At 69.5% G+C, this 26,899-nt stretch carries 28 protein-coding genes and 4 pseudogenes; 13 read left to right on the top strand and 19 right to left on the bottom strand.

All coding sequences use genetic code 11. The annotated features are described in order from the left end of the window. Positions 1 to 33: 33 nt before the first annotated feature. A pseudogene (locus ABZ656_RS05010) lies at positions 34 to 445 on the bottom strand (universal stress protein); the annotation flags it as partial. A gap of 198 nt (positions 446 to 643) precedes the next feature. On the opposite strand from ABZ656_RS05010, the gene ABZ656_RS05005 reads away from it, so the two are divergent. From ABZ656_RS05005 to ABZ656_RS04995, 3 genes are all read left to right on the top strand, one after another. Continuing rightward, positions 644 to 1,462, top strand: coding sequence for a universal stress protein (locus tag ABZ656_RS05005; protein ID WP_101407088.1), 819 nt, complete (start codon positions 644 to 646; stop codon positions 1,460 to 1,462). 262 nt (positions 1,463 to 1,724) lie between these two features. Next, entirely contained in the window at positions 1,725 to 2,222 is a 498-nt protein-coding gene (locus tag ABZ656_RS05000) for a hypothetical protein (RefSeq protein ID WP_360264643.1), read from the top strand. Between the two features lie 124 nt (positions 2,223 to 2,346). Further along, entirely contained in the window at positions 2,347 to 2,634 is a 288-nt protein-coding gene (locus ABZ656_RS04995) for a DUF1876 domain-containing protein (RefSeq protein ID WP_101407087.1), read from the top strand. Positions 2,635 to 2,724: 90 nt separating this feature from the next. On the opposite strand, the gene ABZ656_RS04990 is transcribed toward ABZ656_RS04995, so the two are convergent. Continuing rightward, positions 2,725 to 3,399, bottom strand: coding sequence for a CBS domain-containing protein (locus tag ABZ656_RS04990; RefSeq protein ID WP_101407086.1), 675 nt, complete (start codon positions 3,397 to 3,399; stop codon positions 2,725 to 2,727). A 118-nt stretch (positions 3,400 to 3,517) separates the two neighbouring features. Here ABZ656_RS04990 and ABZ656_RS04985 point away from each other — a divergent pair, with 118 nt between their 5' ends. Further along, the gene (locus ABZ656_RS04985) at positions 3,518 to 4,438 is read left to right on the top strand and encodes a pyridoxamine 5'-phosphate oxidase family protein (RefSeq protein ID WP_101407085.1); all 921 of its coding nucleotides are present in this window, start codon (positions 3,518 to 3,520) and stop codon (positions 4,436 to 4,438) included. A gap of 433 nt (positions 4,439 to 4,871) precedes the next feature. On the opposite strand, the gene ABZ656_RS04980 is transcribed toward ABZ656_RS04985, so the two are convergent. From ABZ656_RS04980 to ABZ656_RS04960, 5 genes and pseudogenes are all read right to left on the bottom strand, one after another. Beyond that, positions 4,872 to 5,330, bottom strand: coding sequence for a CBS domain-containing protein (locus ABZ656_RS04980; RefSeq protein ID WP_360264638.1), 459 nt, complete (start codon positions 5,328 to 5,330; stop codon positions 4,872 to 4,874). Positions 5,331 to 5,468: 138 nt separating this feature from the next. Further along, positions 5,469 to 5,663 (bottom strand): annotated as a pseudogene (locus tag ABZ656_RS04975) (nitroreductase); the annotation flags it as partial. Between the two features lie 118 nt (positions 5,664 to 5,781). Beyond that, positions 5,782 to 6,663, bottom strand: a complete 882-nt coding sequence (locus ABZ656_RS04970) for a universal stress protein (protein WP_101407083.1) — start codon at positions 6,661 to 6,663, stop codon at positions 5,782 to 5,784. Continuing rightward, positions 6,647 to 6,994 carry a DUF1918 domain-containing protein gene (locus ABZ656_RS04965; protein WP_360264634.1) on the bottom strand — a complete coding sequence of 116 codons (348 nt, stop codon included), beginning with the start codon at positions 6,992 to 6,994 and terminating at the stop codon, positions 6,647 to 6,649. The genes ABZ656_RS04970 and ABZ656_RS04965 overlap by 17 nt, the downstream gene beginning before the upstream one ends. Before the next feature lie 126 nt (positions 6,995 to 7,120). Continuing rightward, positions 7,121 to 8,515, bottom strand: a complete 1,395-nt coding sequence (locus ABZ656_RS04960; protein ID WP_360264631.1) for a nicotinate phosphoribosyltransferase — start codon at positions 8,513 to 8,515, stop codon at positions 7,121 to 7,123. A 174-nt stretch (positions 8,516 to 8,689) separates the two neighbouring features. Here ABZ656_RS04960 and ABZ656_RS04955 point away from each other — a divergent pair, with 174 nt between their 5' ends. After that, on the top strand, positions 8,690 to 9,112 hold the full coding sequence (locus ABZ656_RS04955) for an Hsp20/alpha crystallin family protein (protein WP_101407080.1): 423 nt from the start codon (positions 8,690 to 8,692) through the stop codon (positions 9,110 to 9,112). 63 nt (positions 9,113 to 9,175) lie between these two features. Here the strand turns inward: ABZ656_RS04955 and ABZ656_RS04950 are convergent. The 3 genes and pseudogenes from ABZ656_RS04950 to ABZ656_RS04940 all read right to left on the bottom strand — a co-directional run. After that, a pseudogene (locus ABZ656_RS04950) lies at positions 9,176 to 9,604 on the bottom strand (V-type ATP synthase subunit D); the annotation flags it as partial. A gap of 164 nt (positions 9,605 to 9,768) precedes the next feature. Continuing rightward, positions 9,769 to 10,425 carry a CBS domain-containing protein gene (locus tag ABZ656_RS04945; protein ID WP_101407078.1) on the bottom strand — a complete coding sequence of 219 codons (657 nt, stop codon included), beginning with the start codon at positions 10,423 to 10,425 and terminating at the stop codon, positions 9,769 to 9,771. 128 nt (positions 10,426 to 10,553) lie between these two features. Continuing rightward, positions 10,554 to 11,652, bottom strand: a pseudogene (locus tag ABZ656_RS04940) (SulP family inorganic anion transporter); the annotation flags it as partial. Positions 11,653 to 11,853: 201 nt separating this feature from the next. Between ABZ656_RS04940 and ABZ656_RS04935 the strand changes: the two are divergent. Both ABZ656_RS04935 and ABZ656_RS04930 read left to right on the top strand, forming a co-directional pair. After that, positions 11,854 to 12,756, top strand: a complete 903-nt coding sequence (locus ABZ656_RS04935) for a universal stress protein (RefSeq protein WP_101407077.1) — start codon at positions 11,854 to 11,856, stop codon at positions 12,754 to 12,756. Between the two features lie 453 nt (positions 12,757 to 13,209). Next, positions 13,210 to 13,332, top strand: a complete 123-nt coding sequence (locus ABZ656_RS04930; protein ID WP_360264626.1) for a hypothetical protein — start codon at positions 13,210 to 13,212, stop codon at positions 13,330 to 13,332. Positions 13,333 to 13,412: 80 nt separating this feature from the next. Here ABZ656_RS04930 and ABZ656_RS04925 read toward each other — a convergent pair whose 3' ends face one another. Beyond that, positions 13,413 to 13,706, bottom strand: coding sequence for a hypothetical protein (locus ABZ656_RS04925; protein ID WP_360264623.1), 294 nt, complete (start codon positions 13,704 to 13,706; stop codon positions 13,413 to 13,415). A 383-nt stretch (positions 13,707 to 14,089) separates the two neighbouring features. On the opposite strand from ABZ656_RS04925, the gene ABZ656_RS04920 reads away from it, so the two are divergent. From ABZ656_RS04920 to ABZ656_RS04910, 3 genes are all read left to right on the top strand, one after another. Further along, entirely contained in the window at positions 14,090 to 15,868 is a 1,779-nt protein-coding gene (locus ABZ656_RS04920) for a GAF domain-containing sensor histidine kinase (protein ID WP_101407076.1), read from the top strand. Between the two features lie 87 nt (positions 15,869 to 15,955). After that, positions 15,956 to 16,657 carry a CBS domain-containing protein gene (locus tag ABZ656_RS04915; RefSeq protein ID WP_360264619.1) on the top strand — a complete coding sequence of 234 codons (702 nt, stop codon included), beginning with the start codon at positions 15,956 to 15,958 and terminating at the stop codon, positions 16,655 to 16,657. Positions 16,658 to 16,792: 135 nt separating this feature from the next. Beyond that, complete coding sequence (locus ABZ656_RS04910; protein WP_360264616.1) at positions 16,793 to 17,131, top strand: hypothetical protein; 339 nt, start codon at positions 16,793 to 16,795, stop codon at positions 17,129 to 17,131. 176 nt (positions 17,132 to 17,307) lie between these two features. Here the strand turns inward: ABZ656_RS04910 and ABZ656_RS04905 are convergent, their stop codons facing one another. Together ABZ656_RS04905 and ABZ656_RS04900 are read right to left on the bottom strand one after the other, a co-directional pair. Continuing rightward, on the bottom strand, positions 17,308 to 17,958 hold the full coding sequence (locus ABZ656_RS04905; RefSeq protein WP_360264613.1) for a CBS domain-containing protein: 651 nt from the start codon (positions 17,956 to 17,958) through the stop codon (positions 17,308 to 17,310). 26 nt (positions 17,959 to 17,984) lie between these two features. Continuing rightward, positions 17,985 to 18,443, bottom strand: coding sequence for a cyclic nucleotide-binding domain-containing protein (locus ABZ656_RS04900; RefSeq protein WP_101408386.1), 459 nt, complete (start codon positions 18,441 to 18,443; stop codon positions 17,985 to 17,987). A 1,179-nt stretch (positions 18,444 to 19,622) separates the two neighbouring features. On the opposite strand from ABZ656_RS04900, the gene ABZ656_RS04895 reads away from it, so the two are divergent. Beyond that, a complete protein-coding gene (locus tag ABZ656_RS04895) occupies positions 19,623 to 19,916 on the top strand; it encodes a hypothetical protein (protein WP_101407074.1) in 294 nt (97 codons plus the stop codon). A gap of 16 nt (positions 19,917 to 19,932) precedes the next feature. Then, entirely contained in the window at positions 19,933 to 20,430 is a 498-nt protein-coding gene (locus tag ABZ656_RS04890) for a CBS domain-containing protein (protein WP_101407073.1), read from the top strand. A 456-nt stretch (positions 20,431 to 20,886) separates the two neighbouring features. On the opposite strand, the gene polX is transcribed toward ABZ656_RS04890, so the two are convergent. From polX to ABZ656_RS04860, 6 genes are all read right to left on the bottom strand, one after another. After that, complete coding sequence (gene polX / locus ABZ656_RS04885; RefSeq protein WP_360264608.1) at positions 20,887 to 22,614, bottom strand: DNA polymerase/3'-5' exonuclease PolX; 1,728 nt, start codon at positions 22,612 to 22,614, stop codon at positions 20,887 to 20,889. A gap of 232 nt (positions 22,615 to 22,846) precedes the next feature. After that, the gene (locus tag ABZ656_RS04880; protein ID WP_101407071.1) at positions 22,847 to 23,266 is read right to left on the bottom strand and encodes a CBS domain-containing protein; all 420 of its coding nucleotides are present in this window, start codon (positions 23,264 to 23,266) and stop codon (positions 22,847 to 22,849) included. A gap of 104 nt (positions 23,267 to 23,370) precedes the next feature. Continuing rightward, complete coding sequence (locus tag ABZ656_RS04875) at positions 23,371 to 23,529, bottom strand: BON domain-containing protein (RefSeq protein WP_360264605.1); 159 nt, start codon at positions 23,527 to 23,529, stop codon at positions 23,371 to 23,373. Next, a complete protein-coding gene (locus ABZ656_RS04870; protein ID WP_360264602.1) occupies positions 23,526 to 23,984 on the bottom strand; it encodes a CBS domain-containing protein in 459 nt (152 codons plus the stop codon). The genes ABZ656_RS04875 and ABZ656_RS04870 overlap by 4 nt, the downstream gene beginning before the upstream one ends. 202 nt (positions 23,985 to 24,186) lie before the next feature. Then, positions 24,187 to 24,618, bottom strand: coding sequence for a DUF2267 domain-containing protein (locus ABZ656_RS04865; RefSeq protein WP_101407070.1), 432 nt, complete (start codon positions 24,616 to 24,618; stop codon positions 24,187 to 24,189). A 399-nt stretch (positions 24,619 to 25,017) separates the two neighbouring features. After that, the gene (locus tag ABZ656_RS04860; protein ID WP_360264598.1) at positions 25,018 to 26,187 is read right to left on the bottom strand and encodes a nucleotide disphospho-sugar-binding domain-containing protein; all 1,170 of its coding nucleotides are present in this window, start codon (positions 26,185 to 26,187) and stop codon (positions 25,018 to 25,020) included. A 448-nt stretch (positions 26,188 to 26,635) separates the two neighbouring features. On the opposite strand from ABZ656_RS04860, the gene ABZ656_RS04855 reads away from it, so the two are divergent. Next, positions 26,636 to 26,899 (top strand): hypothetical protein (locus tag ABZ656_RS04855; RefSeq protein WP_360264782.1); only part of this gene is annotated, 264 nt, incomplete at its 3' end.

Below are 26,899 nucleotides of genomic sequence, written 5' to 3'. Positions count from 1 at the left end.
AGTCATGAGGAACGACGGCGACAGGGCAGCGCCGGCGCGGACCAGCACCACCGGCCGCTCGGCCCGCGCCACGACGGGCATGCTGACGTCACCCAGGAAGTAGCTCTCGACGCGCTCCAGACCACGTGAACCCAGCACCGTCATCTCCGACTCCGACGCCGCTTGGAGCAGGGCGTTCTGAGCGTCGTCGGCAACAAGGTTCGCGACGATGGACAGGCCCGGATGGCGCGCCTGGAGCTTCGCCCGCGCGGTGCGGACAAGACGCTTCGCCCAGTAGTTCTGATCGACTTTCCGCGGGGACGCGGGTCGGTTCCGGCGCCAGCAGCGGCCACGCGTGCAGCAAGCGCAGGGTGAGCTTGCGCTTCTCGGCCTCGTCGGCGGCTCAGCGGGCAGCGGCAAGGCTCGCGGGCGAGCCGTCGAGGCCCACGGTGACGGCTGGTTGCATGGCGGCGGCCTCCGTCTCGTAAGAAGCTGGAAATGTCGGTGGACGAGTCCGATCGAGTGGAGGATCCGGACCTCGCCTGTATGCCGAGCGCGGTGCGTTCTCTCATTCGAGCATCATCCCGATCCATGCCTCGGCGCGTGTGGAGCTGTGGAGTAGGGGGCGGAGGCGTGGAATCCGGCACGAGAGGAGACTGGGGCGGTGACGATTCCCGTGGTGGTCGGCGTCGACGGATCCGAGGCGAGCCTTGAAGCGGTCGACTGGGCCGCCGACGAGGCGGTCCGGCACGGGGTGGCGCTCCACATCCTGCACGCCGCGACCGGGGGCCACGAAGCGTCGGGCCTGCTCACCACTGCCTCGGAACGGGCCAGGCAGGGCAGTCCCACGGTGCGGCTGTCGAGCGAGGTGTCGCATGAGGACGCGGCCTCCGCCCTGATCGACAAGGGGCGCAACGCCTTCGCATTGGTACTCGGGTCCAGAGGGCTTGGAGACCTCGCCGACCTGCTCCTGGGCTCGGTCAGCCTCGCCGTGGCCGCGCGAGCCGACTGCCCGGTCGTCGTGGTCCGCGGCGCATTGACGCACCGGGAGGCCCGGCTCGGGAGCGTCGTCGTCGGAGTCGAGGACGAAAAGAGCAGCGGCACGGCCCTGGGGTTCGCTTTCCGCGAGGCCCAGGTGCGGCGCTGTCGGCTGGTGGCAGTGCACGCCTGGAGCGCATCGGGCGGTGCTTTCAGCGCACCTCAGGCCCCGTCGTGGCCCCTGGAGGCGCACCTCCGCTCACCGGCACAGGTGCTCGACGACGCCCTGCGCGTGCCGGCGGAGCGGCACCGCGGCGTCCTGGTCGAGAGGCGCCTGATCGAGGCGCCGGCACGCCAGGCACTGCTGGAAGCGGCGTCAGGAACGGACCTTCTGGTCGTTGGCGCCAGCCCACGGCTGGTGCATCGGGGCCTGCAACTGGGCCTGATCAATCATGCGGTACTGCATCACGCGCCGTGTCCCACTGCGGTCGTACCACAAATATGACCGCCACCGGCTGAGACGGACCGTGTCGACGGCCGACCCTTCGGGGCCGGACGCCGGTCCCGAAGGGACTTTCGGCCCCGTGACCGAAGCCCCCTGTCGTTCGATTGTGGGACGAGGTGGGGGAACGGACCAGCAACGTGCTGGAGGCCGCATCATGAGCGCACAAGGTTCGCCGTCCGCATCCGGTCCGCCCCGGCCGCGCAGAGGCAACGCGCCACATGGGGCGAACCCTCTGAGGCGTACGTCCGACAGGTTTGAATGCTTGTTCCGCCGCGTACTGATGCTCCTCCTCGTCCTCGGACTGCCGGTGGCCGCGCTCAGCACGGGGCTGACGGCGTACGAGTCGTCCATGCGCACCGTGCAGGCCCAGGTTGCGGAACGACACGAGGTCACCGCCCGAGTGACGTCGAACGTGCATGGCGACGACCGTGTGTCGAAGCAACGGGCGCAGATCCGCTGGACCGAGCGGAACGGCATCGTGCGCACGGGGATCACCCTCGTGGGACCGGGAACACCCAAGGGCGCCACCATGCGGGTGTGGGTGGACCGGGACGGAGCCATCACCGGTGCACCCATGAACGCGGTCACCGCAAAGGCCAACGGCTGGTTCGTGGGTGGCATGGCGGCACTCTGTGCGGTCGCCGGGTTCTACGCGGCACGAGCAGCCATGCTCCTCGCGTTGGACCGGAGAAGGTACGCGCAGTGGGACGTCGAATGGGACCTGGTGGAGCCGCTGTGGTCCGAGCGCTTCCGCCGGTGACGCGCAGGACCGAACGGGGGCCGAGGAGAGGAAGTGCGGTCGACGATGTCCGCACAGGGTCTCCCGAGCCGGAAACCAACTGGCTCGGATCACATCGGCCCGGACCGGAGCGAGGAGGAAGGCCATGTCGCATACGACTGAGTGGAAGGTTCGTCTCCACCTTTTCGAAGACGACGACGGAACAACTAAGGCACACGTGGTCCTGGACACCGGCACCACGGCGCTCACCGGCCGCGGAACCGCGCACTGCCATCCGGTGGACACGAACGTGCCGGAGATCGGTGACGAACTGGCGGCGGGCCGGGCTATGAGCAACCTCGCCCACCAGTTGCTGAACGCCGCCGAGCACGACATCCAAGGCATGGGCGCGGTACCGGTGAGCACCCGTCGGCCCGCTGGATGGCCCATGTGAAACCCGGCGGATTCCAGAGGGATCATCCATGACAGATCCCGTGTACAACGTCGGAGGCCGGCTGCCGGCCACCGTGCCTGCCGGCCCTGGTCAGGCGCCGGTGGGGGAAGGGTCGGCGTCATCCGTCCGGTACGCAATGTGGCAGGCGACCGAGACAACGCCGTCGACGCCGCGGCACAGCTGCTCGATGACGGGGATCAGACTCCGGAACTCCACGGACCCGCCGAGGGCGACCCTCCCGTCGTGCACCTCGACCGTCACCTCCGAGGGACCGAGCCTCATCGTGCGCCGCAGTACGTCGGCTGCGATCTCGTCGCGGATGGCGTCGTCACGGCGCAGGAAGATCCGCAGCAGATCACCACGACTGACGATGCCCAGGAGCCGGTCGGCCTCGTCCACCACAGGCAGCCGCTTGACGTGCTGGGCCTCCATGAGGCGCGCAGCCTCGACCACACTCCACTCCGGACGTGCGCAGACCGCGGGAGCCGACATCAGTTCCTCGGCGCGGGAACCCTCGGCCTTGGCCCGCTCCCAGGCCTCCAGGTGCGGAACGGGGATCCTGCCTGACGCATCGGTCTGGTCTGCGCTCTTGCGCAGCAGGTCGGCCTCGGACACCAGACCCATGGGGCGGTCCAGATCGTCCACCACGGGCACGGCGGTGACGTCGTTCTCCGCCAGCAGCCTGACGAGCTCTTTGAACGGCGTGTCACGCCGTGCCCTGACGACGCCCCGGGTCATGAGCTCTTCGACTGTTCGGTGGTGCATGTCGCCTCCCGGATATGGGCCGCCCACCTCGCGGACAGCAGGGGCTCTCGTCCCATGCGGCGGGGTGTCCCGCGTGGCAGGTTGGATACAGCACCATTCTGAGCAGAGGGCGGCGATCATGCGAGCTCACCTCGGCGACCAACTCGTCATCGAAAGTCCGACCGCCGACGGCGCCAAGCGCGACGGCGAGATCGTCGGGCTCCACCACGAGGACGGAACACCTCCCTACGACGTGCACTGGTCGGACACGGACGAAGTGACGCTCGTCTTCCCCGGGCCTGACGCGCACATCCGCCATCTCGAGCACGAACAGCCCGGGACCACCCACGAGTCGCAGCAGGGAACGGGTGAGGCGGAGGCCGTGCCCGCGGCTGCCCCACCAACCGGTGCAGCCCATCCCGGCGACATCGGTCGGCGTGTGGGCGTCGAACGCCGGAGACGGGGGCTCAGCCGGGAGGAAACTGCCCGCCGCGCCCGAATGTCGCCCCATTACCTCGCATACCTGGAGGAGCGGCCCGCCAACCCCACGATGGCGGCTCTCATCAGGCTGGCCGACGCGCTGGGTACCACGGTCACCGCTCTGCTCGGCGGAGGCATCGATCTCCCGCCCGGACAAGGCCACGCACTGCTGCACCCTCAGCTGCTGGACCTCGGCCCGGACGAATGCCGCACTCTGCTCTCCACACACGGCGTCGGGCGCGTCGCGGTATCGGCGTCCGACGGCCGTCCGGCGGTCGTACCGGTCAACTACGAGGTCGTCGATGAAGCCATCGTCTTCCGGACCGAGCCCGAATCCGTGGCCGCAGCGGCCGTGGAAACGGAAGTCGCCTTCGAGGTCGACCACGTGGACGAGGCTCTGAGCCAGGGCTGGAGCGTGCTCGCCGTCGGCCCCGCGAGCGTTGTGACGGAGCCCGACGCCGTGCGCCGTCTCACCCAACGCGCCCACACCACGCCATGGCCCGGCGGCGAACGCGAGATGTGGGTGTCGATCCGGCCCACGAGCCTCACGGGGCGTCGCATCACTCCGGCCGATCACTAGACGCCGATGCGCTGGTGAAGTGCCGGCCCCTCCACCGACCCTTAGCTGAATGAGTCCAAGGGCTCGTAGCCATAGGCCGCCAGCGAACGGCGGCACATGTCGCTGCCATGCTCGCCCAGCGCGTGCAAGGCGTCCCCGTCGTCCTGGCGGTCAGCGGTAAGCACGTGACGCGTGCTCAGCAACTCGGAGGACGTTTCGGTCGTGGGCCCAGCTGGGGAACAGGCCGGTCCGCCGGGAAAGCTCCCCGATCGAGTAGAGGGTCGTAACGTCCATGTCCCCCACTCCGAGCCAGGGACGGATGCACGGGCAGGGGGCGCCGGGCTGGTCCCGGGGCGGGACGGTGGTCGAGGCCATGACATCCGTCGGCGGCCCGCCGGTACACAGTTCGGTCGGCCCGGGCGCGTGATGGGAGATCGCACCCCGTGCGGCCGGTTCAGGGCTCATACCGGGCTCCGGTCGCGGAGGGCCGCCCGGGCGGCTCCTGGAGCATGCTCCAGGCGATCGGTCCGAGAAGGTCGGCCAGCCGGCGGAAGACGTCCAGGAACAGGTCGTCGATCGTCAGCACCCCCACCACGCGGCCGCCGTCGAGGACCGGAAGCCGGCGCACGCCGGTGCGGCGGAAGGTCCGGTAGGCCACCTGGAGGTCTTCGCCAGCGTCGACGGTGACAACCCGGGCCGACATCACCGCGTCCACTCGTGTCTCCCGGTCCAGGCCTTCGGCTATGCCGCGTATGGCGAGGTCGCGGTCGGTGACGATGCCGCGCAGCGCTCCGTCCTCGACGACGAGGACGGAGCCGACGGCGGACTCGGTCATCCGCCGGGTCACCTCGAGCAGGGAGACGTGAGGCGCGACGGATATCGGCGGAGCGGTCATCACCTCGGACACCTTCATGCGACTACTCCTCGCAGCCGGGTTCTGGCCGTGCGCGGATTCGGATTCGCCGCGACGCGGGTGCCGGGACGGTGTCCCATGGCCGGTTCTCCCTCCGCGCTTCCTTCATGCCATGCGGAGCCGCCGACACGCCCTGCCTCAGGCGATGTCGAGCAGTTCGGCCACCGGTCGCCGCGGGCTCGGGTGGCCTCCGGGGCCGTAGCCGAGCCGGAGCACCATCTGCACGTGGGCCATGCCCGAGAGGGGGGCGCGAGCCGTCCACCGGAGTTCCGGCCATTCCAGGGGCTGGGAGGTCACCGAGGCGACCAGCCCGTCCGCTCGGACGACCGCCCGAGGACCTCCTCGAATCCCGTATCCAGCATGTGCGCGCGGACCGTCGTAGGGCAGGGGCCGTCTGGACCCGGAGTGGGGCCGAATGGTCTTCCCGTGCCTCCTGCTCGCCCGGGACTCCTCATGTCGGCCTCGACGGAACGACGATGACGGGGCAGCGGGCATGGTGCAGTACGCCCTGGCTGACCGAACCCAGCAGCATGCCGGTGAATCCTCCGTGACCCCGGGTTCCCACCACCAGGCCCAGCGCGTGGGCCGAGGCGTCGGTGAGCACCTGCACGGGATGCCCGACGAGCAGTTCGTGGCGCAGGTCCACCTCTGGGTAGCGGGCCTGGCGGCCGGCCACGGTCTCGGAGAGCAGCCGGCGGGCCTCCTGCTGCGGGGCGTACTCGTCGAAGATCCTGAGCGGACCTGGCCCCCAGACGTACAGGGCCCGCACCTCGGCGCCACGCAGGGACGCCTCCTCGAATGCCACGTCGACGGCGGCGGCCGAGTGCTCGCTGCCGTCGACGCCGACGACGTAGTACGCGGGCTCCTGGGTGACGTGCTCCGGCTCGGGCACGACGACCACGGGGCAGTGCGCGTGGGCCACGACCGGCAGGGCGACCGAGGCGGAGCCGAACACCTCCTGCGTCCGGCTCAGATGTCGCGAGCCCAGTACGACAGCCGTGGCGTCGCGGCTCTGCTCACGCAGCACCCATACGGGGTCGCCCTCCGCGAGCACAGCGTCCACCTCGACCTGCGGGTGCCGTGCCGTGACGAAGTCCGCGGCTTCTTCGAGTACCTGCTTCCCGGCCCTGTGCAGAGCCTCGTTCCATTCCTGCCAGGAAGGCGGGATCTCTTGCCCCCGATAGCCCCTGGTCGGCACGCCCTCGACGTGGACCGGACGCAACGGCAGCCGACGGCGGGCGGCCTCGTCGGCTGCCCAGGCCAGGGCCATTCGTCGGCTGGGGTCGGGATCGACGCCCACCACGATCGGCCGACGGTCACCGGGCCGGGACATGAGCGCCTCCAGTCACCAGTTCGTCGGAGGCCGACGAGGTGTGTGCGGACGAGCGTGCCGGGTGCGGTGTGGGCGTCAGATGCCTGATGGCGTCGGGCCCGGGGAAGTGCAGGGTCACCTGTCTGTTCTCGGCCCAGCGCATGTCGTACGGCGGGCTGCCGTCCGGATGGGAGAGCCCCACGACCTCGCCGTCCCGGGCCACGACCCCGGCGGTAGTGCCGCGTACGACGATCTCGTCGCCCACGCGGGCGCGCATCGAGGCGCCGGTCGCCTCGGGTCCGGTACTCGGCACGGCCTGTTCCTTCTTCCTTGTCGGTGGGGGAGCGGACATCTCGCTCGCCTCCTCCCTGTGGTGGCGCGGAGCAGCGCCGCCGATCTCATGGAAGACCTGGCGCGGTCAGGGTTCCAGGGGCCATTGGTCCTCGCCTCGTCCCCGTCGGCCCCACCGCCGGGCCCCTCATGGTGCACCGGCTGACAACGTCGCGGAGTGGGAGGCAGCCGTGACGGAGGGAGCGGCGAGGTGGTCCGGGCGGAACCGTGCTTCGATGCTCGCACGTACCGCGGCTGTCAGCTTCTGCAGAGCACGGGACCAAACCGGTCGGACCGGTTCGGGGTCCTCGATCCGGAGCGTCGGGCCGGGCAGATCGGCGATGTCCCCGCGGAACCGGTCGCGGGCGTCCTGCCAGCGGTCCGGCGGCCCCGTCCGACGGCCACCGCGCATTACTGTGCGCAGCAGCGGCCGTGCCGAATCCGGCGGTTCCTCTCGCCACAGGGCGATGACGTCGGGCTGCCCGGCGCGGCGGAAGACCTGCTTGCGGCCCGGGGCCGTGACTTTCGCCGAGGACAGCTTCATGACCGGGCGGTCGTCGTACTCGACGAGCTTGTACGCGGCATCCAGGTACGGGGCGTCCGCGGCCACACCCACACGCGTGCCCACGGCGTACACGTCGATCGGGGCACCGGCGCGCACCAGCCGGGCGACGGCGTACTCGTCGAGTCCGCCGCTGGCCACGATCCGTACGTCGGTCAGCCCCGCGGTGTCCAGAACGGCGCGTGCCCGGCACGAGAGTGCGTGAAGGTCTCCGCTGTCCAGCCGGATCGCGCAGCCGGTACCGCGCCCCAGGTCACTCAGCACCCGCGCCGCGATCCGCACGCCCTCCTCGGTGTCGTAGGTGTCGACGAGGAAGGTGACCGGGCCGGGGTGACTGCGTGCGAAGGCGTGGAACGCTTCCTCCTCGCCGGGGAACGCCTCGATGTACGAATGGGCCATGGTGCCCGAGGCCGGGACGGCAAGCGCGGTGGCGGCGGCGACGTTGCTGGTACCGGCGAAGCCGACCAGGACGCCCAGCCGGGCCGCTTGGTATCCGGCCCCGGGGCCGTGCGTCCGGCGCAGCGAGAAGTCCACCACGGGCCGCCCGGCGGCGGCCAGGACGCAGCGTGCGGCCTTGGACGCCACCACGGTCTGGTGGCAGACCTGGTTCAGCAGGTACGTCTCGACCAGCTGGGCCTGCGGCAGCGGGGCGGTCACCTCCAGCAACGGCTCCCCGGCGAACACCGCACGGCCCTCCGGCACGGCGCGCACCTCGCCTTCGAAGGCGAGGCCCAGGAGCGGTTCGAGGTCCCGTACCGGACGGTGCAGCGCGGTCGCGAACTCCTCGACGTCCTCCCGCTCCACGCGGTAGTCGGCAAGGAAGTCCAGGGCGGGTTCCAGCCCTGCGGTGACCAGGAAGCCCCGGCCGGGCGGGAGGTCGCGGACGAAGAGGCTGAAAGTGGCCGGGGCCCACATGTCCTCCCGGAGGTAGGACAGGGCCATGGTTACTTCGTAGAGATCGGTGGTCGTGACGTCGGACATGATGATCGCCGCCGAATGTGGTCGTCCCTTCTTTTACCAGTCTGACCGCGCATGCGCGGGAGGAAAGGGACGTTTGGGACCCTCGGTATGGGCTGTTCGGCCTTAGCGGTACGGGCCCGTGCGCGCTGGACTGGAAGTGTCGGCAGGCTGGACAACAGCGGAGGAGGCACGGCGATGGCCACACTGACACGCAGGCAGAGGTTCGCGTTCCCGGAGGTGCCGGACTGGTTCGAGAGCCTTCCGGCCCGGTTCGCGATGCCCACGGTGGGAGACCTGTACACGGTCCGCGTCGAGGACTACACGGAGGGCGGCCGCTACGTGATGCGAGCGGAACTTCCGGGCATGTCCCCCGGGGACATCGACGTCTTCATCAGTGACGGGGTGCTGACCGTTCAGGCCGAACGCACCGAGAAGGACGTCACGAAGACTCACAACGAGATCCGGTACGGCGCGATGAGCCGCAGCGTGACGCTGCCGCCGGGCGCCGACGAGGACGACGTCACGGCCGACTACACCGACGGCATGCTCACCGTCAGCGTCGGCCTGGGCGCCGAGAAGGCGGAGGCCAAGCACGTCGAGATCCAGCACGGCAACTGACGCTGACGGCATTTGGCGGGTCCCGCGTGGGCCCGCCAATACCGTGCCCTTTTCGCGGCGCCATCACCGTACCCCCTGCGAGGCGGCCCAGCGGCGTCGCACCGCTTCCTCGTGTTCGGCCTCCTCCAGCGCCGGCTCCACCGCGGCCAGTTCACGTTGCAACCGGAGGATCCAGTGTCGGTGCACGGCACGGGATCGCTGCCGCGTCCGTTCGGCTTCGGCGGCGAGCAGTCCGGCCGCTGTCCGGTGGGCGGCGTGTCCCGCCGCTGCGCGGACCGCCGAGCGGTAGGCCGTCTCGGCGTGCGCCAGCGGGGTGTTGTTCTTGACGGTCTTCTTCGGCAAGTACAGCTTCCTGCCGATCTCGCGGTTGGTCAGGCCATCGCCGATCAGGGCGAGGATGTCCCGTTCCCGGGGCGACAGACTCGTCAGTCCGGGCGGCACCGACGGTGTCCCGGCCGGCTCTGCACGCAGCGACCGCATGAGGTGGGCCGTGTTCCGGGAGGCGCCTGTCTCGGCCATGATCACCCCTCGGTCCCCGGGCAGGGACGGACTGCGAGCTGTCAACGAAGGCGATCCACCCGCAGTTGCCGAACACACCAGGGTCGTCCGGGTTCCACTCATCTGGTGACGGGACTCCTGCGATGAGTGCGCACCGCCTAGCGCACACCAGCCCCCCGCATGAGGTCGCACTCCACGCCCACCACTCCCTCGACGGCCCGCACCAGACGAGCGGCCACGGGGATCAGGGCAGAGTCGCGGACCTTGCCTGTCAGGGTGGCCACTCCGTCGTGCACCTTCACCTGGATGGCCGAGGACGACAGGGGGAAGAGGTTCGCCACGATGTCGCGCCGGACCTCCTCGGCGATGTCCTCGTCGTCGCGCAGGAAGACCTTGAGCAGGTCGGTGCGGCTGATCACGCCCTCAAGCAGACCGGACTCGTCGACCACGGGCAGCCGCTTGACCCTTGCGCGAGCCATGATTCGCGCGGCCTCGGCCAGGGTGGCGTTCGCCCGGACGGTGATTGCGGGTGAGGACATCAGATCCCCCGCGGTCAGTGCGCCGGCCTTCGCCACGTCGGCCGGGCGGCGCAGCAGCGCGTAGCCCTCCTCGGGGCTGTCCCGGAATTCCTCCGTGGGCAGCAGGTCGGCTTCCGAGACCACGCCGATGACCCGGCCCTCGCCTTCGAGCACGGGCAAGGCGCTGACCTGCCAGTCCTGCATCATCCCGACCATCACCTTGAACGAGGCCCATCGGCCGACGGAGGCGACCGTGTGGGTCATGACATCGCTGACGATGTGCGGGGTGCCGTACATGATGACTCCCTATGGTCGTCGGTGAGCGGTCCTGCCGCCTTCCAGCCTGCGCCGGTACGGAAGGGCGGGAAAGGGGCCCCTCGGCCCTCGGGCGCGCCGTTCGGCCTCCCGTCGGCGGGCACGAGAATTCACCGGTCGCGACACCAGGCCCGGTACGCGGCCACCACGGTGGGCAGCGTCGGGAGGATGCGGTCGGCGCCGACGGAGTCCGCGAGGCCGCACGCCCGCAGGTCGTCCGGCAAGTCCTGCTTGACCCGAGCCAGGGCGAACAGGATGCCGCGGGACGTGAGAGCTCCCGGCGCAGGTCGTCCAAGGCGTCCAGGGCAGTGATGTCGACCTCCACGTTGGCCTCGGTATTCAGAACGAACCAGCGAACCGGCTCCGTCTGTTCGTCGACCGCGGCCAGTGCCCGGCGCCGGAAGTCCTCCGCGTTGGCGAAGAACAGAGGCGAGTCGTCGGTACGAGCAGACCCGGGACGGTGTGCGCCTGCGGGTAGTCGTCGACGTCGTGCATGCCCGCCACCCCGGCCACCAGCCCCTCGACCGCGTCGTGCGGCCGTGCCACCCGGGTCAGAAGCTCGGCCACCGACAGCCCTACGGCCACGAGTACCCCATACACGATGTCCAGGGCGAGCACGCCCACCGGACGACCCAGCGCCAGGGCAGCTCACGGCGCCGGCGAGCCGGCGGAAGCCCGCGACGTCGATCATGCGGACCGCGGCATGGACGACGAGCGCGCCGAGCACGACCGCGGGCGTGCGGGCCAGCAGCGGGCTGAGGAACAGCAGGACGGCCGGCACCACCGCCGCCGCGACCAGCGAGTATGCCTGACTGCGCGCGCCCGACGAGGCCGCCGGTGCCGTACGGCTGGCGGCCTCGTGACGGGGAAGCCGTGCAGTACGCCGGCGCCCAGGTCAGCGGCGCCCAAGGCGAGGAACTCCCGGTCGGGGTCGAGCGCGGCCGTCCTGGCAGCACGGTCGGCGAGCGCTCGCGCGGTGAGGATGAAGTCGGTGTGGGTGACCAGCAGGACACCGCGTGCGGGAAGCAGCACCAGGCGCGGCAGCTCGGCGAGATCCGGCAGGGCGAGGTCCGGCAGGCCGGAGGGCACAGGGCCGATCACCGCGATGCCGTAGCGCCCGTCGAGGCCGAAGGTCACGACGGCCGCCGTGGCGATGACCACGGCCGGCAACGGTCCGGGGAGGACGGGCAAGAAGCGGGCGACGGCAAAACGGATTCAGGCCTCCGATATTCGGCACGCTCAGCAACTGCGGTACGTCCAGCGGGTGAGGGACACCGCGGCCCTGTGCACCCCGGGCCACCGCCGCTCCTGTGGGCCGGTTGGCCCCCGCTCAGGGACGTGTGGCCCCTGACCTCGGCCACGACCGCGTCATCACGCTGGAATCGAACCCTCAACCGGGAGGTGGAGACCATGTCCCGAACCGTCACCGTAGGCCTCGACGGATCGCCCGAGAGCCGGGCTGCCGCCGAGTGGGCGGCGCGTGAAGCCCTGCTGCGCGCCCTGCCGCTGAAGGTCGTCCACGTCTGGGAGCCGGTGCCCGAGTACACGGCCCACCTTCTGCACGGTTCCGGGACCCACGAGCACTGGATCGAGCAGATGACGTGCGAGTCCGCCGAGGGCCTGCGCTTGGGCCACCCCGGTCTCGAGGTGATCAGCGAGCAGCTCACGGGGACCGTGGTCGACATCCTGTGCGAGACGGCGGCCTCGGCAGAGCTGTTGGCGCTGGGCTCGCGGGGCTTCGGTGGGATCGGCGGGTTCATGTTCGGCTCGGTGAGTCTGTCCGTCGTCGCCCGCGCCGAACGGCCGGTGGTACTCGTGCGGGCGGAGGAGCAGGCCGCGGACGAGCGCAAGACGGACCCGACGGGTGCGCCCTCCGCTTCGGCACCCTTCCGCCCCGTGGTGCTCGGCCTCGACACCGATGCTCCGGACGACGCCCTGCTGGAGTTCGCCTTCGACGCCGCCGCGCGCCGGGGAGCGTCCCTGCGCGTCGTGCACGCCTGGCCCGAGCCGCCCACCTCCTTCTACCGTTTCCCCGGCGACGCCGAACTCTACGACTCCCTCGAGCGTCAGCAGGCCGCTGCCCTGACCGAGGTTCTGCGTCCCTGGCGGCAGAAGTTCCCGGGTGTCGAAGTGATCGAGGCGAGCCGGTGCGGCAGCGCAGGACAGGTTCTCGTCAGCGCCTCACACGACGCATCACTGGCTGTCGTCGGCCGGCATATCCGCACCAGCCCCCTCGGTGCTCATATCGGCCACGTCACGCACGCGGCTCTGCACCACATCACCGCCCCTGTCGCCGTCGTGGCGCACGGCTGACCCGGTGCTCTGAGCAGTAGGACGCACTACGGCAGCGCTCGGCCATGACGATCACGGGTGTCGGCAGCCGGCGGAACGACGAACTGCGCCTCGCCCGTGCGCCGGCCCTCCACCACGAGCAGCGCGGTACTCACCGGACTATGCGGCAATGCCGAGGTGAGTTGCCGAACACCACTGCGGCAGGGCGTGGACAGGGCACTTCACCGGGTCCATTGAGGAGACAGGTCACACGAACTCGACCCGAATCTCTTGTAGTTGCCGCACCGTGCAGTGGTCGGCCACCGCACGCAGCGCCTTGAGCCTGGTCGTGTTCAGCTCATGTGGCAACGGGACCCGCAGGTGCGCGGAGGCGACACTAGCCGAACACTAGCCGACCGTTCGTCGGCTGGAGCGAAGTCCCCCAGCACACGGAGGGGTTCGCTTTCGACGTGGTGGCATTCCAGGAAGCGCCCCGTGCAGTGGGCGACACATGAGGCGAGCGACACGACGAACACCTCGACGGGCCGACGGGCCACGGTCGTCACCACCCGCATCGGCAGGCTGATCGGTCATGAGGGTGTGGCCGCGTACCCCTGACTTCGAAGGCCTGGCTTTCACCGTACCCACCTGCACTCGGCCCGGAGTTACCGGGGTGAAAGGCGGGCTGTTGTTCGGCATCAGGTTTCCTTCGGTCGTGCGGGTGGGCCGTGGTGCGGCCCGTCAGGGCCGGGCGTGCCCGGCCCGGCCAGGGCACGGGTGACGTCGGCGACGGTGGGGATGCCGACGAGGCGGCCCTCGTCGAGGGTCGGCGCCCGGCGCACCGGGCTCGCCTGCAGGCGGGGGAGCAGGCCGAGCACGGGTTCCTCGGGGGCGGCCGTGACGATGTCGCCGAGGGGACGCATCACCTCGTGGACCATCGTGCTCGCCCGTACGTGGGGCGGGGCCGTGTCGACGCGCCTAAGGGTGATCACACCGGTCACCGAGCCCGGACGCGTGGAGCGTGCCCAGCCCTGCGGCGACGCCCGCGAGCCACACCACCGGCCAGCAGGCTCGTCAGCGGCCCCACACGCGCGATGGCGCAGTTCCGCGGCCGGAGTCGGCGCCTCTCCTCGGCTCTGCGATCTCGTACGTCTCCAGCGTCGGACGGGACAAGGCGATCGGGGGAGGTGCTCTCTGTCCCGAGGGGAGGGCCGATCGGCCCCCAAGCGCTGACTCGCGGCTGCGGTGCGCCGGGCCTTGGCCGGAGGAGCGGCCTACCGCGATTGCGTGCCGTCTTGCCCTGGAGACCGATACGGTGGAAGCGGAGTAGATCCGACGGTTCCCGCCGTGTGTGTCAGGGGCCGGGAGGAGCGTGGTGACAAGTCCCCAGGAGCCCTGCGTCTCACTGCCGCAGCTGAAGCTCGACGAGCTTCTGGAGGAGCTGCAGGCCCGCATCGACGCAGCCCGCGGTGCCCGGGACCGGGTGCGCAGACTGCTGGAGGCGGTGCTCACTGTCGGCCGGGAGCTGGACCTGGAGCAGGCCCTGCACTCCATCGTGGACGCGGCCGCGTTGCTCGTGGACGCCGACTACGCCGCCTTGGGCGTCATAGGACCCGATGGCAGAACCCTGTCGGCCTTCCACACCGTCGGCGTGACCGAGGAACAGATTGCCCGGATCGGTAGCTATCCGGAGGGTCACGGCATCCTGGGCGAGCTGATCGACCATCCGGAACCGCTGCGGCTGGCGAAGATCTCCGAGCACCCGTCCTCGTACGGATTCCCGGCCAACCACCCGCCGATGGGCAGCTTCCTAGGGGTCCCGATCCGGGTCCGTGACCAGGCTTTCGGGAACCTGTACCTGACTGAGAAGCGGAGCGGCGCGGAGTTCGACGAGGAGGACGAGGCGGTGCTGTCCACGCTGGCCGTGGCGGCCGGCGTCGCGATCGATAACGCGCGCTTGTACGAGGACTCCCGGCTGCGCGAGCGCTGGCTGCGCGCGAACGCCGAGATCACCCACAGTCTGATGTCCGTCAGCGAGCGCACCGAGGCCCTGGGTCTGATCGCCGAACGCGCTCGGGAGATCTCGTGCTCGGCTCTGGCGGCGGTCGCGATGCCGATGGACGATACGAAGTCGCTCGCCGTGGAGATCGCTGTCGGACTGGACGCCGAGGAACACCGGGGGCTGGTGTTGCCGCTGGACGCAACCCTGATGGGTCTGGCGTACTCCACCGCCGCTCCAGTGGCCAGCGACGACGTCACCCATGACCCGCGGATCTCCACGGAACCTCGGCGCTTCGACGGACTCGGCCCTGCCGTGGCCGTCCCCATCGGCAGCGGTGAAGGCGGCGTCCGGGGAGTGGTCCTGCTGGCGCGAGAGTCCGGCCGGTCGGTGTTCTTGGAGCGGGAGACCGAGATGCTGCGGAGCTTTGCGGCCCAGGCCGCAATCGCGATGGAGCTCGCCGAACGCCGAGAGGACGCCGAGCAGATCGCAGTGCTCCAGGATCGAGACCGGATCGCCCGGGACCTGCACGACCTGGCCATCCAGAGGCTCTTCGCCACCGGGATGACGCTGCAGAGTGCGGGCCGTTTCATCGAGCACCCGGAGGCCTCAGAGCGGGTCCTGCGGGCTGTCGACGACCTGGACGAGACTATTAAGATCATCCGTTCGACGATCTTCGGGCTGCGGGTACACGATGGCGCCGGCGGCAGCGGACTACGAGCCCGGGTCGTCGGCGCGGTCGGGGAGGCAGCACCACTGCTGGGCTTCGCGCCCAGCGTGCGCCTGGAGGGCCTGATCGACACCGCCGTGCCGCGTGAGATCGCCGACCACATAGTGGCTGTGCTCTCCGAGGCGCTCGCCAATATCGCCCGGCACGCCCAGGCCGACCGGGCCCAGGTGGCCCTGACAACAGACGGCAACGAGGTGTTGCTGACGGTATCGGACAACGGCGTGGGCATCCCACCCGATGGCCACCGCAGTGGGCTGCGCAACATGGCCGAGCGGGCAGAGCAGCTGGGAGGTCGGCTCAAGGTGAGCAGCCCCGACGGCCGTGGCGCGCTGTTGGCCTGGCGGGTGCCGCTGCCCGCGGTGCAGGCGCCGGGGAGGCTGAAGGCGAGCAACGACCCCAGTCGGTCCCGCACAGGGACCGAGTGACAGGCCACTCGGCCCATGCCTTGAACGGGTTCGGGGCCGCAGGCTGAAGGTGTCGTAGACGGCATCCGAGCCTTCTGGAGGACTCCAATGGACGGCAAACCGACTGTCGTGAACGACGTGATGACCCACAGGGTCGTCGCGCTGCGCTCGGGAGCGGCCTTCAAGGACATCGTGAAGACCATGCGGGAGTGGCGGGTCAGCGCCCTCCCTGTGCTGGATGACGCCGGACACGTTCTCGGCGTCGTCTCCGAGGCCGACATGCTGCCCAAGGAGGAGTACCGCCGAGGCGACCTCGACCGGTCCGGGCAAGTGCAGCGTCCCGCCGACGTGCGCAAGGCGGGCGCGGTGACGGCCGGTGACCTGATGACCGTTCCGGCCATCACCTTGACACCCGACGCCACTCTCGCCCACGCCGCACGCGTCATGGCGCGCAACAGGGTCAAGAGGCTGCCGGTTGTTGACCCTGACGGTGCCCTCATGGGCATCGTGAGCCGCTCCGACCTGCTGAAGGTGTTCCTGCGGGACGACGCGGACATCGCTGAGGAGGTCCAGCGCGAGATCGTCCTACGTCTCTTCGGTACACACGCCGAAGCGGTCCGGATCGAGGTGCACGACGGTGTTGTGACACTCGGTGGCCGGGTGCACGACACCGCGCTCGTCCCACTCGCCGCCCTGCTGACGCGAGCCGTGGAAGGCGTGGTGGACGTGCAGTGCGTGCTGACCGGCCCGCCGCGCCATCCAGACCTCGATCCTGACCTGCCGGACCCACAGCGAGCGGCCCCCGCCTGACGGCGGGCGGTGCCCGGCGAGAGGAGGTGAAGACCGTGACGCGGACACCTCCCACGACGGTGAAGCCCGCACGACTGTGGCGCGGGCGGCGGAAACCCGTTCCGTCGGCACAGTGATGTCGTCGAGGTCTGGATCGTGCTCGCCACCTGGATCTGCTCCCCTCTCGGCGGGGTCCTCGCGGGCGCGGCGGGCGCCCGGGCGACGTTCGCCGCGCGGCAGGCCCAGGTCCACGCCGTGTCCGCCGTCCTCACCGACGACGCGCCGAGAGACCCGCTCGGAGGGACTGGATACGACGACGGCCCCGTATGGGTCCCCGTGCGCTGGAAGGCAACGAACGGAGACGTGCGCACCGACCTGGCGAAGGTGATTCCGGGCGCCCCGGTGGGCACCCGGATCACGGCCTGGACGGACCCCTCCGGCCGGAGGGTGTCCGCACCCGTCACGGGGACCGCCGCAACGCTGCAGGCAGGCTGATCGGCGCGCTGGTCGCCCCGGCGGCCGGTGCTGCTGTCTGGGCAGCGGGGTGGGTGGTCCGCACCAGGCTCATCCGGCGGCGTACGGCCGAATGGGGTCAGGAATGGAAGCAGGCCGGACCTCAGTGGGGGAACCTGAGCGCTTGAGCGGGGGCAGGCAGACGCTGGCGAGGGCAACTACTCATCGGCCGCGGTGAGTCGGCAGTCCACGTCCACCACGCCCTCGACGCCCCGCACGAGGCGGACGGCGAGAGGAATACGGGTGGCGTCCGACACTCGTCCGGTCAGCGTCGCGACGCCCTCGGTGACCATGATGTGCACGGGCTCGACCGGAGCGGGGAAGAGGAGGTCGACCACGTCGCGGCGAATCTCGTCGGCAAGATCATTGTCCCGGCGCAGGAACACCTTGAGCAGGTCCCTGCGGCTGACGACGCCCTCGAGCAGACCCTCGGCGTTCACGACGGGCAGTCGTTTGACGCGGCGCAGGGCCATGATGCGGGCTGCTTCGGCGAGCGTCGCGTCGGAGTGGACGGTGACGGCTGGGGTGCTCATGAGCTCCTCCGCGTTCATCGCCCCGGCCTTGGCCAGGTCGGGCAGCCGGCGCAGCTGGGTGAACCGGTCCGGATCGCTGTCCCGGAACTCCTCCTTGGGCAGCAGATCGGCCTCCGACACCACCCCGATCACCCGGCCGTCGCCCTCCAGCACGGGAAGGGCACTGACCTTCCACTGCTCCATGCGCTCGACGATGTCCTTGAACAGAGCCTCGCGGCCCACCGCGACGACGGCACCCGTCATCACGTCACTTACTCGATGGGGGCTACTGTGCATGCTGTCCTCCTCGCAGGGCCGGGTGGTCACGTCAGGCCACCGCTGCCGTAGGGGGCGTAAAGGTCGAGCAGCCGGATCCGCGAGGCGTGCAGCCGCTGGGCGACCACGCGCCCGACCCAGACTGCGATCGCCCGGCCGAACTCGGGGTCCTCGGCGCACATCGCCCGGACCGTCTCGGCGTCGAACTCCCAAGCCCTCACCGGGCTCATCGCTTCGGCGCCCAGGTGCCAGGTGTACGGCGGGAAGTGCCAGGACCAGCCGACCAGTTCGCCGTGACCGAGCGATTCGATGACGGCGGGGTGGCGGCCGGGCACGTGCAGGTCCAGGGCGACGGTCCCGGTACGGACGATCCAGAAGCGGTCGGCGCGCCGACCCTCCTCGAACAGGCGGGCCCCGGCGTCGAAGGAGACTTCGCGGGCGAGGCGTATCAGCCGTTCGCGGTACTCGGCCGGCAAGGCCGTGGTCATGGTGGTCGCGGAGGTCATCGAACCGGCTCCCTTCATGGTTCCTGCCTCCAGCGTGGGCGAGTCCGTGCCCCGCCGCCACGGGCCGCTCGGATCCGACCAGGGCCCTTCGGCCCACGGGCCCCGGTGTCCGCCGATCCGCACGCTGGAAACACCCGCTGTGGAGGGAGAGACACCATGAGCGTGTCCATGCGCATCGCGTTCGTCGCCGTCGGCAACCTGTCCCCGCACGACCAAGGTGCTGGCAGGGCGTGGGGGCCTCCTGCGCGAGAGGGCGCTGGAGCGGCCCTTCATGCCCGGCACCGCCCTCGCGGAATGTGACCTCGGTCCAGGGCGGCTGATCAGGTCGTGGGACCACACGGTGCCGACTGTGATCCTGCTGCGGCGCACATCCGGCCGAGTCACCCGGGCCGGATCCACCGCCTCGCGCCGGGCGCCCGCCGACCGGCCCGGCCAGGGCGCTCGGCCCGCGCGGACTCGGCGAAGCCGTCGAGGTGGCGTGCGGAGCTGAACCGGCTTCCCGGCCGCCTCGTGTCATACGCCGTCGAGACCGCCGAGACGTCACTCGGATCGGGACTTTCCCCATCTGCGGCCGTCGCCGCCGTCGACATCCTCGTCACGCGAATCGAGGACGAAAACGTCCGGCACCGGATCGCCACTGCTTGAGGAGCCACCGGGCCGGCCACGGCATGACAGGACGGGAAGGGCCATCCACTTCTCGCGGATCCGGATTGCGCGGTGCGCGGCTGTCGGCCGTTTCCCCGCGTCTCCAACGGGTCCCTCCCGCCACTACCAGCACACCACGGGAACCGCCGGTCCGCCAGGGCCGACCGGCCCCAATCCGGTGCCACGGGTGAGGAGTCGAGAACATGGCCACCGCGATTCCAGGGCCTGCAGCCCGGCCGTTCGGCGGGCCACCGCCCACGCAGCTCACGTTCCTCGGGGGCCTGGGCACGGTCACCGATGACCATGTCGTCCTCGTGTTCCCTCGGGCAGCAGATCCTGTTCGTCCCCACTCTTGGCGACGAGGGCCTATCGGCCCCTCGTGTTGGCCTCACCGGCTCATGACGTGCTCCATGGCCGGGGCGAGCCTGAAGAGCAGGCACTTCGAAAGCCGCAGGTACCGGGCGGTACCGGGCCTGTGCTCCCGGCGACTTCGAAGAGGTGAGTCACCGTGATGAGAAGAGGTGAGTCACCGTGATGATCTGGTACATCCACGGTGTCGGCGGATGGGGCTCGTTCGCCATGTCCGTCGGCGTGATCTTCTTCTGGGCCGTGATCATCACCCTCGGTGTCCTCTTGTACCGCGCCTTGGCGATACCGGGAGGAAGGAGCGATCGTGCCGACGCCCGGCCTGCGGGGCCCGCTCCCGAGCAGCCGCTCGCCGAACGCTTCGCCCGAGGAGAGATGGACGAGGACGAGTACGAGTACCACCGCCGTCTGACCGTCCTGGGGGAAACCAACCGTGACGTTCCTCGGTACGGTCGGCGCTGATCAGGAGGAGGCAGCCATGGACGAGAGGCTTTCCGTGGGCGCCATGATGAACGGGGCGCCGTACTCCATCAGCGAGGATGAGACGCTGCTGATGGCCTGGGAGGTAGTCGAGCGGTCCGGGCAGCGTCATCTGCCGGTGGTCCGCCAGGACGGCTGCTGCGCCGGTGTGCTGGACCGCGCTGAGCTTGCGGTCGCCTGCGCGGACCCGGCGGTGACACTGTCCCGCCGGAGGGTGCGCGACCTCGTGCACGGGCGCCGCACGGTCACGGTCCATCCCGAGGAATCGACGCTCCGCGCGGCAGCCGTGATGGCGGAGGAAGAGCTGGACGCGCTGCCGGTCACCGACCCGCACGGACGACTGACCGGCCTGCTCACGGCGCAGGACTACGTGGCCGCCGCTGCTGGTCTGCACCGGCACACCGAGTCGGCCCAGGAGGCGCCGCACCGATGTGCCCCACTGCCCGGGCTGCCACCTCGTCGAAGGGAGCGGGAACGCGGCATTCCCATTCCGTAGGGACTGGCAGGCTGCTCGATCAACGGAGGGATGGTGCCCTGCGTTTGTGAGTCGGCCGCGCAGTTCGGGTGTCAGGAGGGTTCGGGAGGACGCCGGGGTGAACGATTTCGAACCGCTGTCGGAACGCGTCCGGACTGCCGCTGCGGACAGTGAGAACCGGCAGGACCCGATCACCCTGCGGAGTCGGGTGCCTGAACGTCACGAAGCCGCACCGTGTCTGCCGGTTTGGCCAGTTCGGCGTGGTCCTCCTCCTTGATGCGTATTGGCTCTGGGCTCTGGGACACCGGTCTGCCGTGGTTCAGACGTCAACTGGGTCGTGCCTGCTCTGGTGCCCTCCTCGGTATTGCCTCGGTGCGGAGCCCAAGCAGCCAGGCCGCCCGCTCCAACGGGTCTGGCCAGCGGTGGCAGGTCCCTGGTGGTAGGTGTGCGATTCCTGTCGGGACGCGCGTGAAGGCCTCAGCCCGCCCGGTCCTTTCGCAGGAATCGGCGCAGTCGCCGCAGCGGCCACGTGTTGATCACCTCGTCCGGGGTGAGCCAGCCGCGTTGTGCCGTGCCGATGCCGTAGCGGAGGTACCCGAGCTGGGGGATCGAGTGGGCGTCGGTGGCGATGGCGAACTTGGCCCCGTGACTCCTGGCGCGGAGGATGTCCTCGTCGCCCAGGTCGAGGCGGTCGGGCTGGGCGTTGATCTCCAGGGCCGTGCCGGTACGGGCGCAGGCGGCGAACACCTCGTCGAGGTCCGCGTCGATGCCCGGCCGTTTGCCGATCAGGCGGGTGGTCGGGTGCCCGATGACGTTGATGTGGGGGTTCTCGCAGGCACGTACGATCCGCCGGGTCATCGCCTTCCGGCCGAGGTTGAAGTGGGAGTGCACCGAGGCCACGCAGATGTCGAAGCCCTGGAGGAACTCGTCGGGCCAGTCCACATCCCCTTCGGGGCCGATGTTGAGCTCGGTGCCGTGCAGCAGCCGCATCCTGTGCTGCCTGCCGTCCAGTGACCGCATCTGTTCCCGCTGGGCGAGGATCTTCTCGCCGGTCATGCGCTGCATGTACAGGTTCGGTGCGTGGTCGGTGACCGCGTAGTACGCATAATCCCGCTCGGCGGCCGCTGCCACCATCTCCTCCAGCGGGGCGAGGCCGTCGGTGAGGTCGGTGTGGGTGTGCAGGTCTCCCTTGATGTCGTCCTCCTTCACCACCACGGGCAGCTCGCCGCGCAGGCCGGCTTCGATCTCTCCTCGGTCCTCGCGCAGCGCGGGCGGAATCCATGGCAGGCCGAGCCGGGCGTAGACCTCGTCCTCGGAGCGGGAGGCGACCCGCTTCCCGCCCTCGGTTTCGAACAGGCCGTACTCGGAGAGCTTCAGCCCCAGGTGGACGGCGATCGTGCGGGTGCGGATGTTGTGCGCCTTCGAGCCGGTGAAGTACTGCAGCCCGGCGCCCCACGCGTCCGGTCGGACCACGCGCAGGTCCACCTGGACGCCCTTGACGGTACGGACCGAGGTCTTCTTCTCGCCGTGTGCGATGACCTCGGCGGTGGAGGGCAGTTCGGTGAGTGCGTTCATGAAGGGCGCCGACCGTCCGGCGGCGACGAGGATGTCGATGTCGCCGATGGTCTCCTTCATGCGGCGCAGCGATCCGGCGTATGCGCAGTGTTCACAGCCCGGGATGTGGGAGAGCTCCGTGACGATGTCCTCGGCTGCCTCCGTGGCGGTGCTCAGCAGGATCCGCCCTCCTGACCGCTGCATCAGGGCGATGCCGTGCAGGATGTTCTCCTCGGTCTTCTCTCCGAAGCCCTTCAGGTCGCGCAGCTTCTCCGCCTGGATGGCGTCGGTCAGTTCGCTCACCGAGGAGATGTGCAGATCCTCGTAAAGCGCCATCGCCTTCTTCGGGCCCAGAGTGGGGATGGTGATGAGCTGCCGTACCCCAGCTGGAATCCTGGCCCGCCTCTCCTCGACCACCGCGACCTGGCCGGTGCGGAAATACTCTATGACCTTCTCGGCGATCGACTTGCCCACGCCCGGGATTTCTTTCAGACCCGCGACGTCCAGGTGAGAGACATCGGCGGGGTAGCCGCCGATCGCGCGCGCGGCCTTTTCGTAGGCGCGCGCCTTGAACGCGTCGCCTCCGGTGATGGCGATGAGGTCCGCGTACTCCCGCAGGAGTGCCTCGACCTCCTCGTTGGGCCGGACCACGTCTCACAGTCTAGGAACGGGCCTGTCCGACCTGCCAGGGCACGTGGTCGGCGGCACGAGGATCGGAGGCGTTGGCGCACTCGGCCGGCGAAGTCCACGGCGGTCGGCGACAGGTCAATGCGTCACCTCGTGCGGATGGCACTGTTCAGCCCGGTCACCGCAGTGGCCCCCTGGAAGAGGGCCGAGGCGCCGTGATGACGGCGGCCAGGAGATTGTGTGCTGCGCCCGAAACTCAGACGGCTGCGCAGACGACCTCGACGAAGTGGCCCACCTGCTCTTCCGGCAGGCGGCGTGCGAGGTCCGCCTCGCTGATCATGCCTACGAGACGGTGGTTCTCGATGACAGGCACTCGCCGGATCCTGTGCTCCTCCATGACCTCGAGGACACGCTCGCTGTCAGCGTCCGCGTCGATCGTGACCGGCTTGCCCTGCTCAAGCTGGCCCGCGGTCATAATCCGGGGGTCCTTCCCCTTGGCGAGACACTTCACCACGATGTCACGGTCGGTGATGATGCCGTGGAGACGGTCGTCCTCCCCGCAGATCGGCAGGGCGCCGACGTCCAGCTCTTTCATCCTGTGCGCCGCGTCCTCCAGAGTCTCGTTTTCCTGGATGCAGGTGGCGCCGGTGTGCATGATGTCCCGCGCGGTGGTCATGACCGTCTCCTTCCGAGTCGGACTTGTGGTCGACGTGGGTTGTAAACCTTTCCGTTCGCTGGGGATGGCACTGTCGGGAAGGCTGCGTGGCGCACGGAGGGGGGCTACGGCTCTGGTGTGCCTTCCATGTTGTCGGCGTCGGCGTCGGCGTCGGCGTCGGCGGCTAGGTGGTTTGTGACGTCGACGACGCCGTCGGCGCTCTCGCACAGCCGTACTGCGATGGGGATGAGGCCGCGGTGCTGCACGAAGCCGGTGAGCGTCACCCGGCCGTCGGTGACCTGGACTGTGATCGAGGCGGGTCCAGGCCGAGGGTTCGGGTCAGGACCTCGGTCGTGATCTCCTCGTAGATCGTGACGTCTCGCCGCAGGAAGACGTGTATGAGGTCGGCGCGGCTGATGATGCCCACCATCCGGTCGGCGTTGTCGACGACGGGCAGTCGTGTGACGTCGTGGTGGGCCATGTGGGCCATGGCGCGAGCCCCCTCCACTACCGACCACTGCGGGCGTGCCGTGACGACCGGGCTGGTCATCAGCCCCTCTGAGTTCAATGGGTGTGCCTTGGCGCTTTCCGTTGGTGGCAGGTGCGCGTCGGACAGATGTCCCCTCGGGTCGGACCGGCTCTGCTGGGTGCGCAGCAGGTCTGCCTCCGACACGATGCCGATCGGGTGGTCCTGGTCGTCGACCGGGACCGCTGTGATGTCGTGCTCCGCGAGCTGCACGGGGATGTCCTTGTATCCCCTGTCAGGCCGAACACGCACCACGGCTTTCGTCATAGGGTCTGCGGCCCTCCGGTGCAGCATGCCTCTACTCCCTCGTGAGAAGCCGCCGCAGTGTCTTCACTCGTCCTGGGCACGTCAGTCCGGACAGACGCTCCGCTGCACACGTGCGGCGAATGTGACGCGCGCTGTCTCGTGCCGCCTGTCAGGCGGCCGGCTGGAGGAGCAAAGCGCGGATGTCGTGGGGGAGTTGCTCGAGCGCCGCTTCCAGATGCCCGGGCGAGACGTGCTCGCGTACGACGGTGGTGACCGCGGCAGCGATCCTGGGGACGTCCTCGGCGCTGACCTTGGCTTCCTGGACGAAGCGGTCTACGTACCCCTGGCGGTCGTACTTGACCGGTACGACACTGGGGTCCCAGCCGTCGTAGTAGGCGCCCCGCACCAGTTCGGGCAGTTGCGCGGCGAAGTTGGCTGTCACATCGACGGTGAGCCTGTCACGGAACGTGTGCAGCCAGGTGCGCAGGATCCGGTGGGCGAGATGGCGGTCCTCCGTGTCCAGAGCTTCCGACACCGCTTTGAGCCAGATGTTCGCACTGTGGATGGCGTGCTCGAAGTCAGGTGGGTGTGTGGGGGGCATGAATATTCCCTTCCAGGCTGTCCGCGGAAATGAGGTGCTTCGCAGGATGCCGAGAGGCCTCATCGGGACCTGTGAGGGCTGACTCGTTCAAGAAGCCGCGGGGTTGCAGCACCGGCAGGGTCGCGGAAAGGCATCAACGGTGCTGCGGTGACTTCTCCATTTCCCTGCCCAGGGCTCCATGCTAGGACGAGTGGAGCTGGTTGGCAGCCGCACCAACACTCGGGCACCATGAAGCTGTGCGTCGGACGTTGCTGGGTCTGCTGAGAAAATCTCCGAGTGTGCTCACCTTCCCCACTAGGTCCGGCATTGAACGAGGCACCCGGCGTCCCGGCCTCTTCAGCCGCCATTGCCCAAGTGAGCGTCTTGCCGTCGGCGAACGGAGCGGCGGCCAGTTCATGGTCACAGACTCCACGCTGTCGTCATTGTCTCGACTGCGCCGGTCGCCCCTTTGTAGGAGCGAATCCGGTCGCCCAGCCGCTCGGATGCTGCCTTGGCCTGATGCTGCCCTTTCATGGACGTGGTGAGCCATCCCACCGTGAAGTCGTTGCGCTCGCCCATGAAGCCTGCCCCGGCCTGTGCCACCTTGCGGGCGTTGAAGCGCCGCTCGAAGATCGGCCCGGGAAATACCAGCAGGGGCACGCCGTAGAGCAGGGACTCGATGATGGTGTTCTGGCCGCCGTGGCAGATCGTCCACTCGGTGTGCGGGAGCAGGGTCTGCAGGTCCACATACGGCAACACATGCACTTGTCCTACCTGTTGTGGGTGCCCGATGCCCTGCGCACTCACGACGCAGGACAGGTCGGGCTGGGCGGCGCACAGCTCGGCCAGGATCCGGCGAACGCGGCCGGCGGGAACCGCGCCGCTCCCCATGTAGGCCCATATATAGCGCCGGTCCGGGTCGGGGACCAGGGATGGTGCGGTGTTTGTCGGGTGGAGCTCTCCGAGGAGCTGCCCGGCGTAGAAGACGTCGTCCCGTGAAGGGTCGGTCCCGTCCAGCTCCGGTATCGACGGGATGATCTTCAACACGGTCGGTCCGAAGAAGAGCTGCTCCACCGGGCAAGGCGGCTGGCCATGCGCGCACAACGCCGACGCGACGGCCCGGTTCATCAGGCGCCACTGCGGGGATCCGATTCCCTGGGCCATCACACCCTGATAGGTGGTGGCGATGGGCAGGCCGGTCACCCGTGCCAGCAGGTAGGCACCGGGGTCGTAATCGGTGAACAGCGCCTCGGCCCGGAACACCTCAGCCGCATGACGCTCCGCCTCAACAAGTTGCCGCAGGTAGCGGCCGCGCGCCATGCCGAACGCCAGGAATACCATCCAGAAGTTGCCGACGTCGCGGCCGGACCGGGCCGGCAGCGACAGGGACCGGGAGCGGCGTTCAAGCATTCCGGAGGGAGCCGGCGGAAGGCCGAACATCGTCGTGGGCGGGGTGGCGAACACCTGGTACCCGCGCTGCCGCAGATGAGACTCCAGGTAGCCGGAGGCACAGAATGCGACCTCGTGACCAGCCGCCAAGGCCGCCTCGGCAACAGCGAGGACGCGGGTCAGTCCGCCCCAGGTGCCCATGACGGGCGAGAACACCGGAATGAGAAGCCTCATCGGACCTCCTCGGCTGGGCCGACCGTGGCATCTCCATCCTTCCACCGGCACCCCGACCACGCTGGTCACGGGCGTCGCACCCGGCACTCTGACCACGCTGGTCACGGGCGTCGTACCCGGCACCCCGGCCCTGGACTCTCATAGCGGCGTATTCCTCTCCGGGGGAGGGCCACGGTGAGCAGGTCTGAGGAACAACTGAGCAGCGAGTGGGGATCCAGAGAGCGCCAGCAACTCCGGCGAAGCCCAGCCGGGTTCTCTCAGCACGAGCTCCCGGGCCCGTCGCTGCATGGGCTGCTTCGGCATGTCCTGCTCACGGCAAGGAGGTTGATCAGCCAGGGACGGGCACGCTGGCCGTGCGTGCAGGCCCAATGCGCGCAAGTGCGGACGGTGGCATATACGGCGCAAGGAGGCTGCCATGAAGCGATCGGCACCACAGCAGGCTCCCGAGATCCGGGTGGAGACCCAGGGGCAGATGCCGCCAGGAGTCATCGAGTACGCACAGGAGAAGGTACGGGCGCTCACCGGTCGGACGCGGGAGCCGGTTCTGTTCGCCCGCGTCAGGCTGGCTCATACGGCCAGCCCCGCCATGGCCGATCTGGCCGGGGTGGTCGTCACCAGCGACGCCATGCACACCCAACGCGAGCACGCCGACTACCTCCTCGGCCGCGAAGCCCACTAC

The sequence above is a fragment of the Streptomyces sp. NPDC007095 genome (genome assembly GCF_040634475.1).
Taxonomy (GTDB): domain Bacteria; phylum Actinomycetota; class Actinomycetes; order Streptomycetales; family Streptomycetaceae; genus Streptomyces.
This window is presented reverse-complemented; position numbering and strand designations above follow the sequence as displayed.

Bases quoted from the DNA above. Each gene is read 5' to 3' on its own strand.
- ABZ656_RS04995 (WP_101407087.1), top strand. From the start codon at position 2,347: ATGTCGCATACGACTGAGTGGAAGGTTCGTCTCCACCTTTTCGAAGAC.
- ABZ656_RS04990 (WP_101407086.1), bottom strand. From the start codon at position 3,399: ATGCACCACCGAACAGTCGAAGAGCTCATGACCCGGGGCGTCGTCAGG.
- ABZ656_RS04985 (WP_101407085.1), top strand. From the start codon at position 3,518: ATGCGAGCTCACCTCGGCGACCAACTCGTCATCGAAAGTCCGACCGCC.
- ABZ656_RS04980 (WP_360264638.1), bottom strand. From the start codon at position 5,330: ATGAAGGTGTCCGAGGTGATGACCGCTCCGCCGATATCCGTCGCGCCT.
- ABZ656_RS04970 (WP_101407083.1), bottom strand. From the start codon at position 6,663: ATGTCCCGGCCCGGTGACCGTCGGCCGATCGTGGTGGGCGTCGATCCC.
- ABZ656_RS04965 (WP_360264634.1), bottom strand. From the start codon at position 6,994: ATGTCCGCTCCCCCACCGACAAGGAAGAAGGAACAGGCCGTGCCGAGT.
- ABZ656_RS04960 (WP_360264631.1), bottom strand. From the start codon at position 8,515: ATGTCCGACGTCACGACCACCGATCTCTACGAAGTAACCATGGCCCTG.
- ABZ656_RS04955 (WP_101407080.1), top strand. From the start codon at position 8,690: ATGGCCACACTGACACGCAGGCAGAGGTTCGCGTTCCCGGAGGTGCCG.
- ABZ656_RS04945 (WP_101407078.1), bottom strand. From the start codon at position 10,425: ATGTACGGCACCCCGCACATCGTCAGCGATGTCATGACCCACACGGTC.
- ABZ656_RS04935 (WP_101407077.1), top strand. From the start codon at position 11,854: ATGTCCCGAACCGTCACCGTAGGCCTCGACGGATCGCCCGAGAGCCGG.
- ABZ656_RS04915 (WP_360264619.1), top strand. From the start codon at position 15,956: ATGGACGGCAAACCGACTGTCGTGAACGACGTGATGACCCACAGGGTC.
- ABZ656_RS04905 (WP_360264613.1), bottom strand. From the start codon at position 17,958: ATGCACAGTAGCCCCCATCGAGTAAGTGACGTGATGACGGGTGCCGTC.
- ABZ656_RS04900 (WP_101408386.1), bottom strand. From the start codon at position 18,443: ATGACCTCCGCGACCACCATGACCACGGCCTTGCCGGCCGAGTACCGC.
- ABZ656_RS04895 (WP_101407074.1), top strand. From the start codon at position 19,623: ATGATCTGGTACATCCACGGTGTCGGCGGATGGGGCTCGTTCGCCATG.
- ABZ656_RS04890 (WP_101407073.1), top strand. From the start codon at position 19,933: ATGGACGAGAGGCTTTCCGTGGGCGCCATGATGAACGGGGCGCCGTAC.
- ABZ656_RS04880 (WP_101407071.1), bottom strand. From the start codon at position 23,266: ATGACCACCGCGCGGGACATCATGCACACCGGCGCCACCTGCATCCAG.
- ABZ656_RS04865 (WP_101407070.1), bottom strand. From the start codon at position 24,618: ATGCCCCCCACACACCCACCTGACTTCGAGCACGCCATCCACAGTGCG.
- ABZ656_RS04860 (WP_360264598.1), bottom strand. From the start codon at position 26,187: ATGGGCACCTGGGGCGGACTGACCCGCGTCCTCGCTGTTGCCGAGGCG.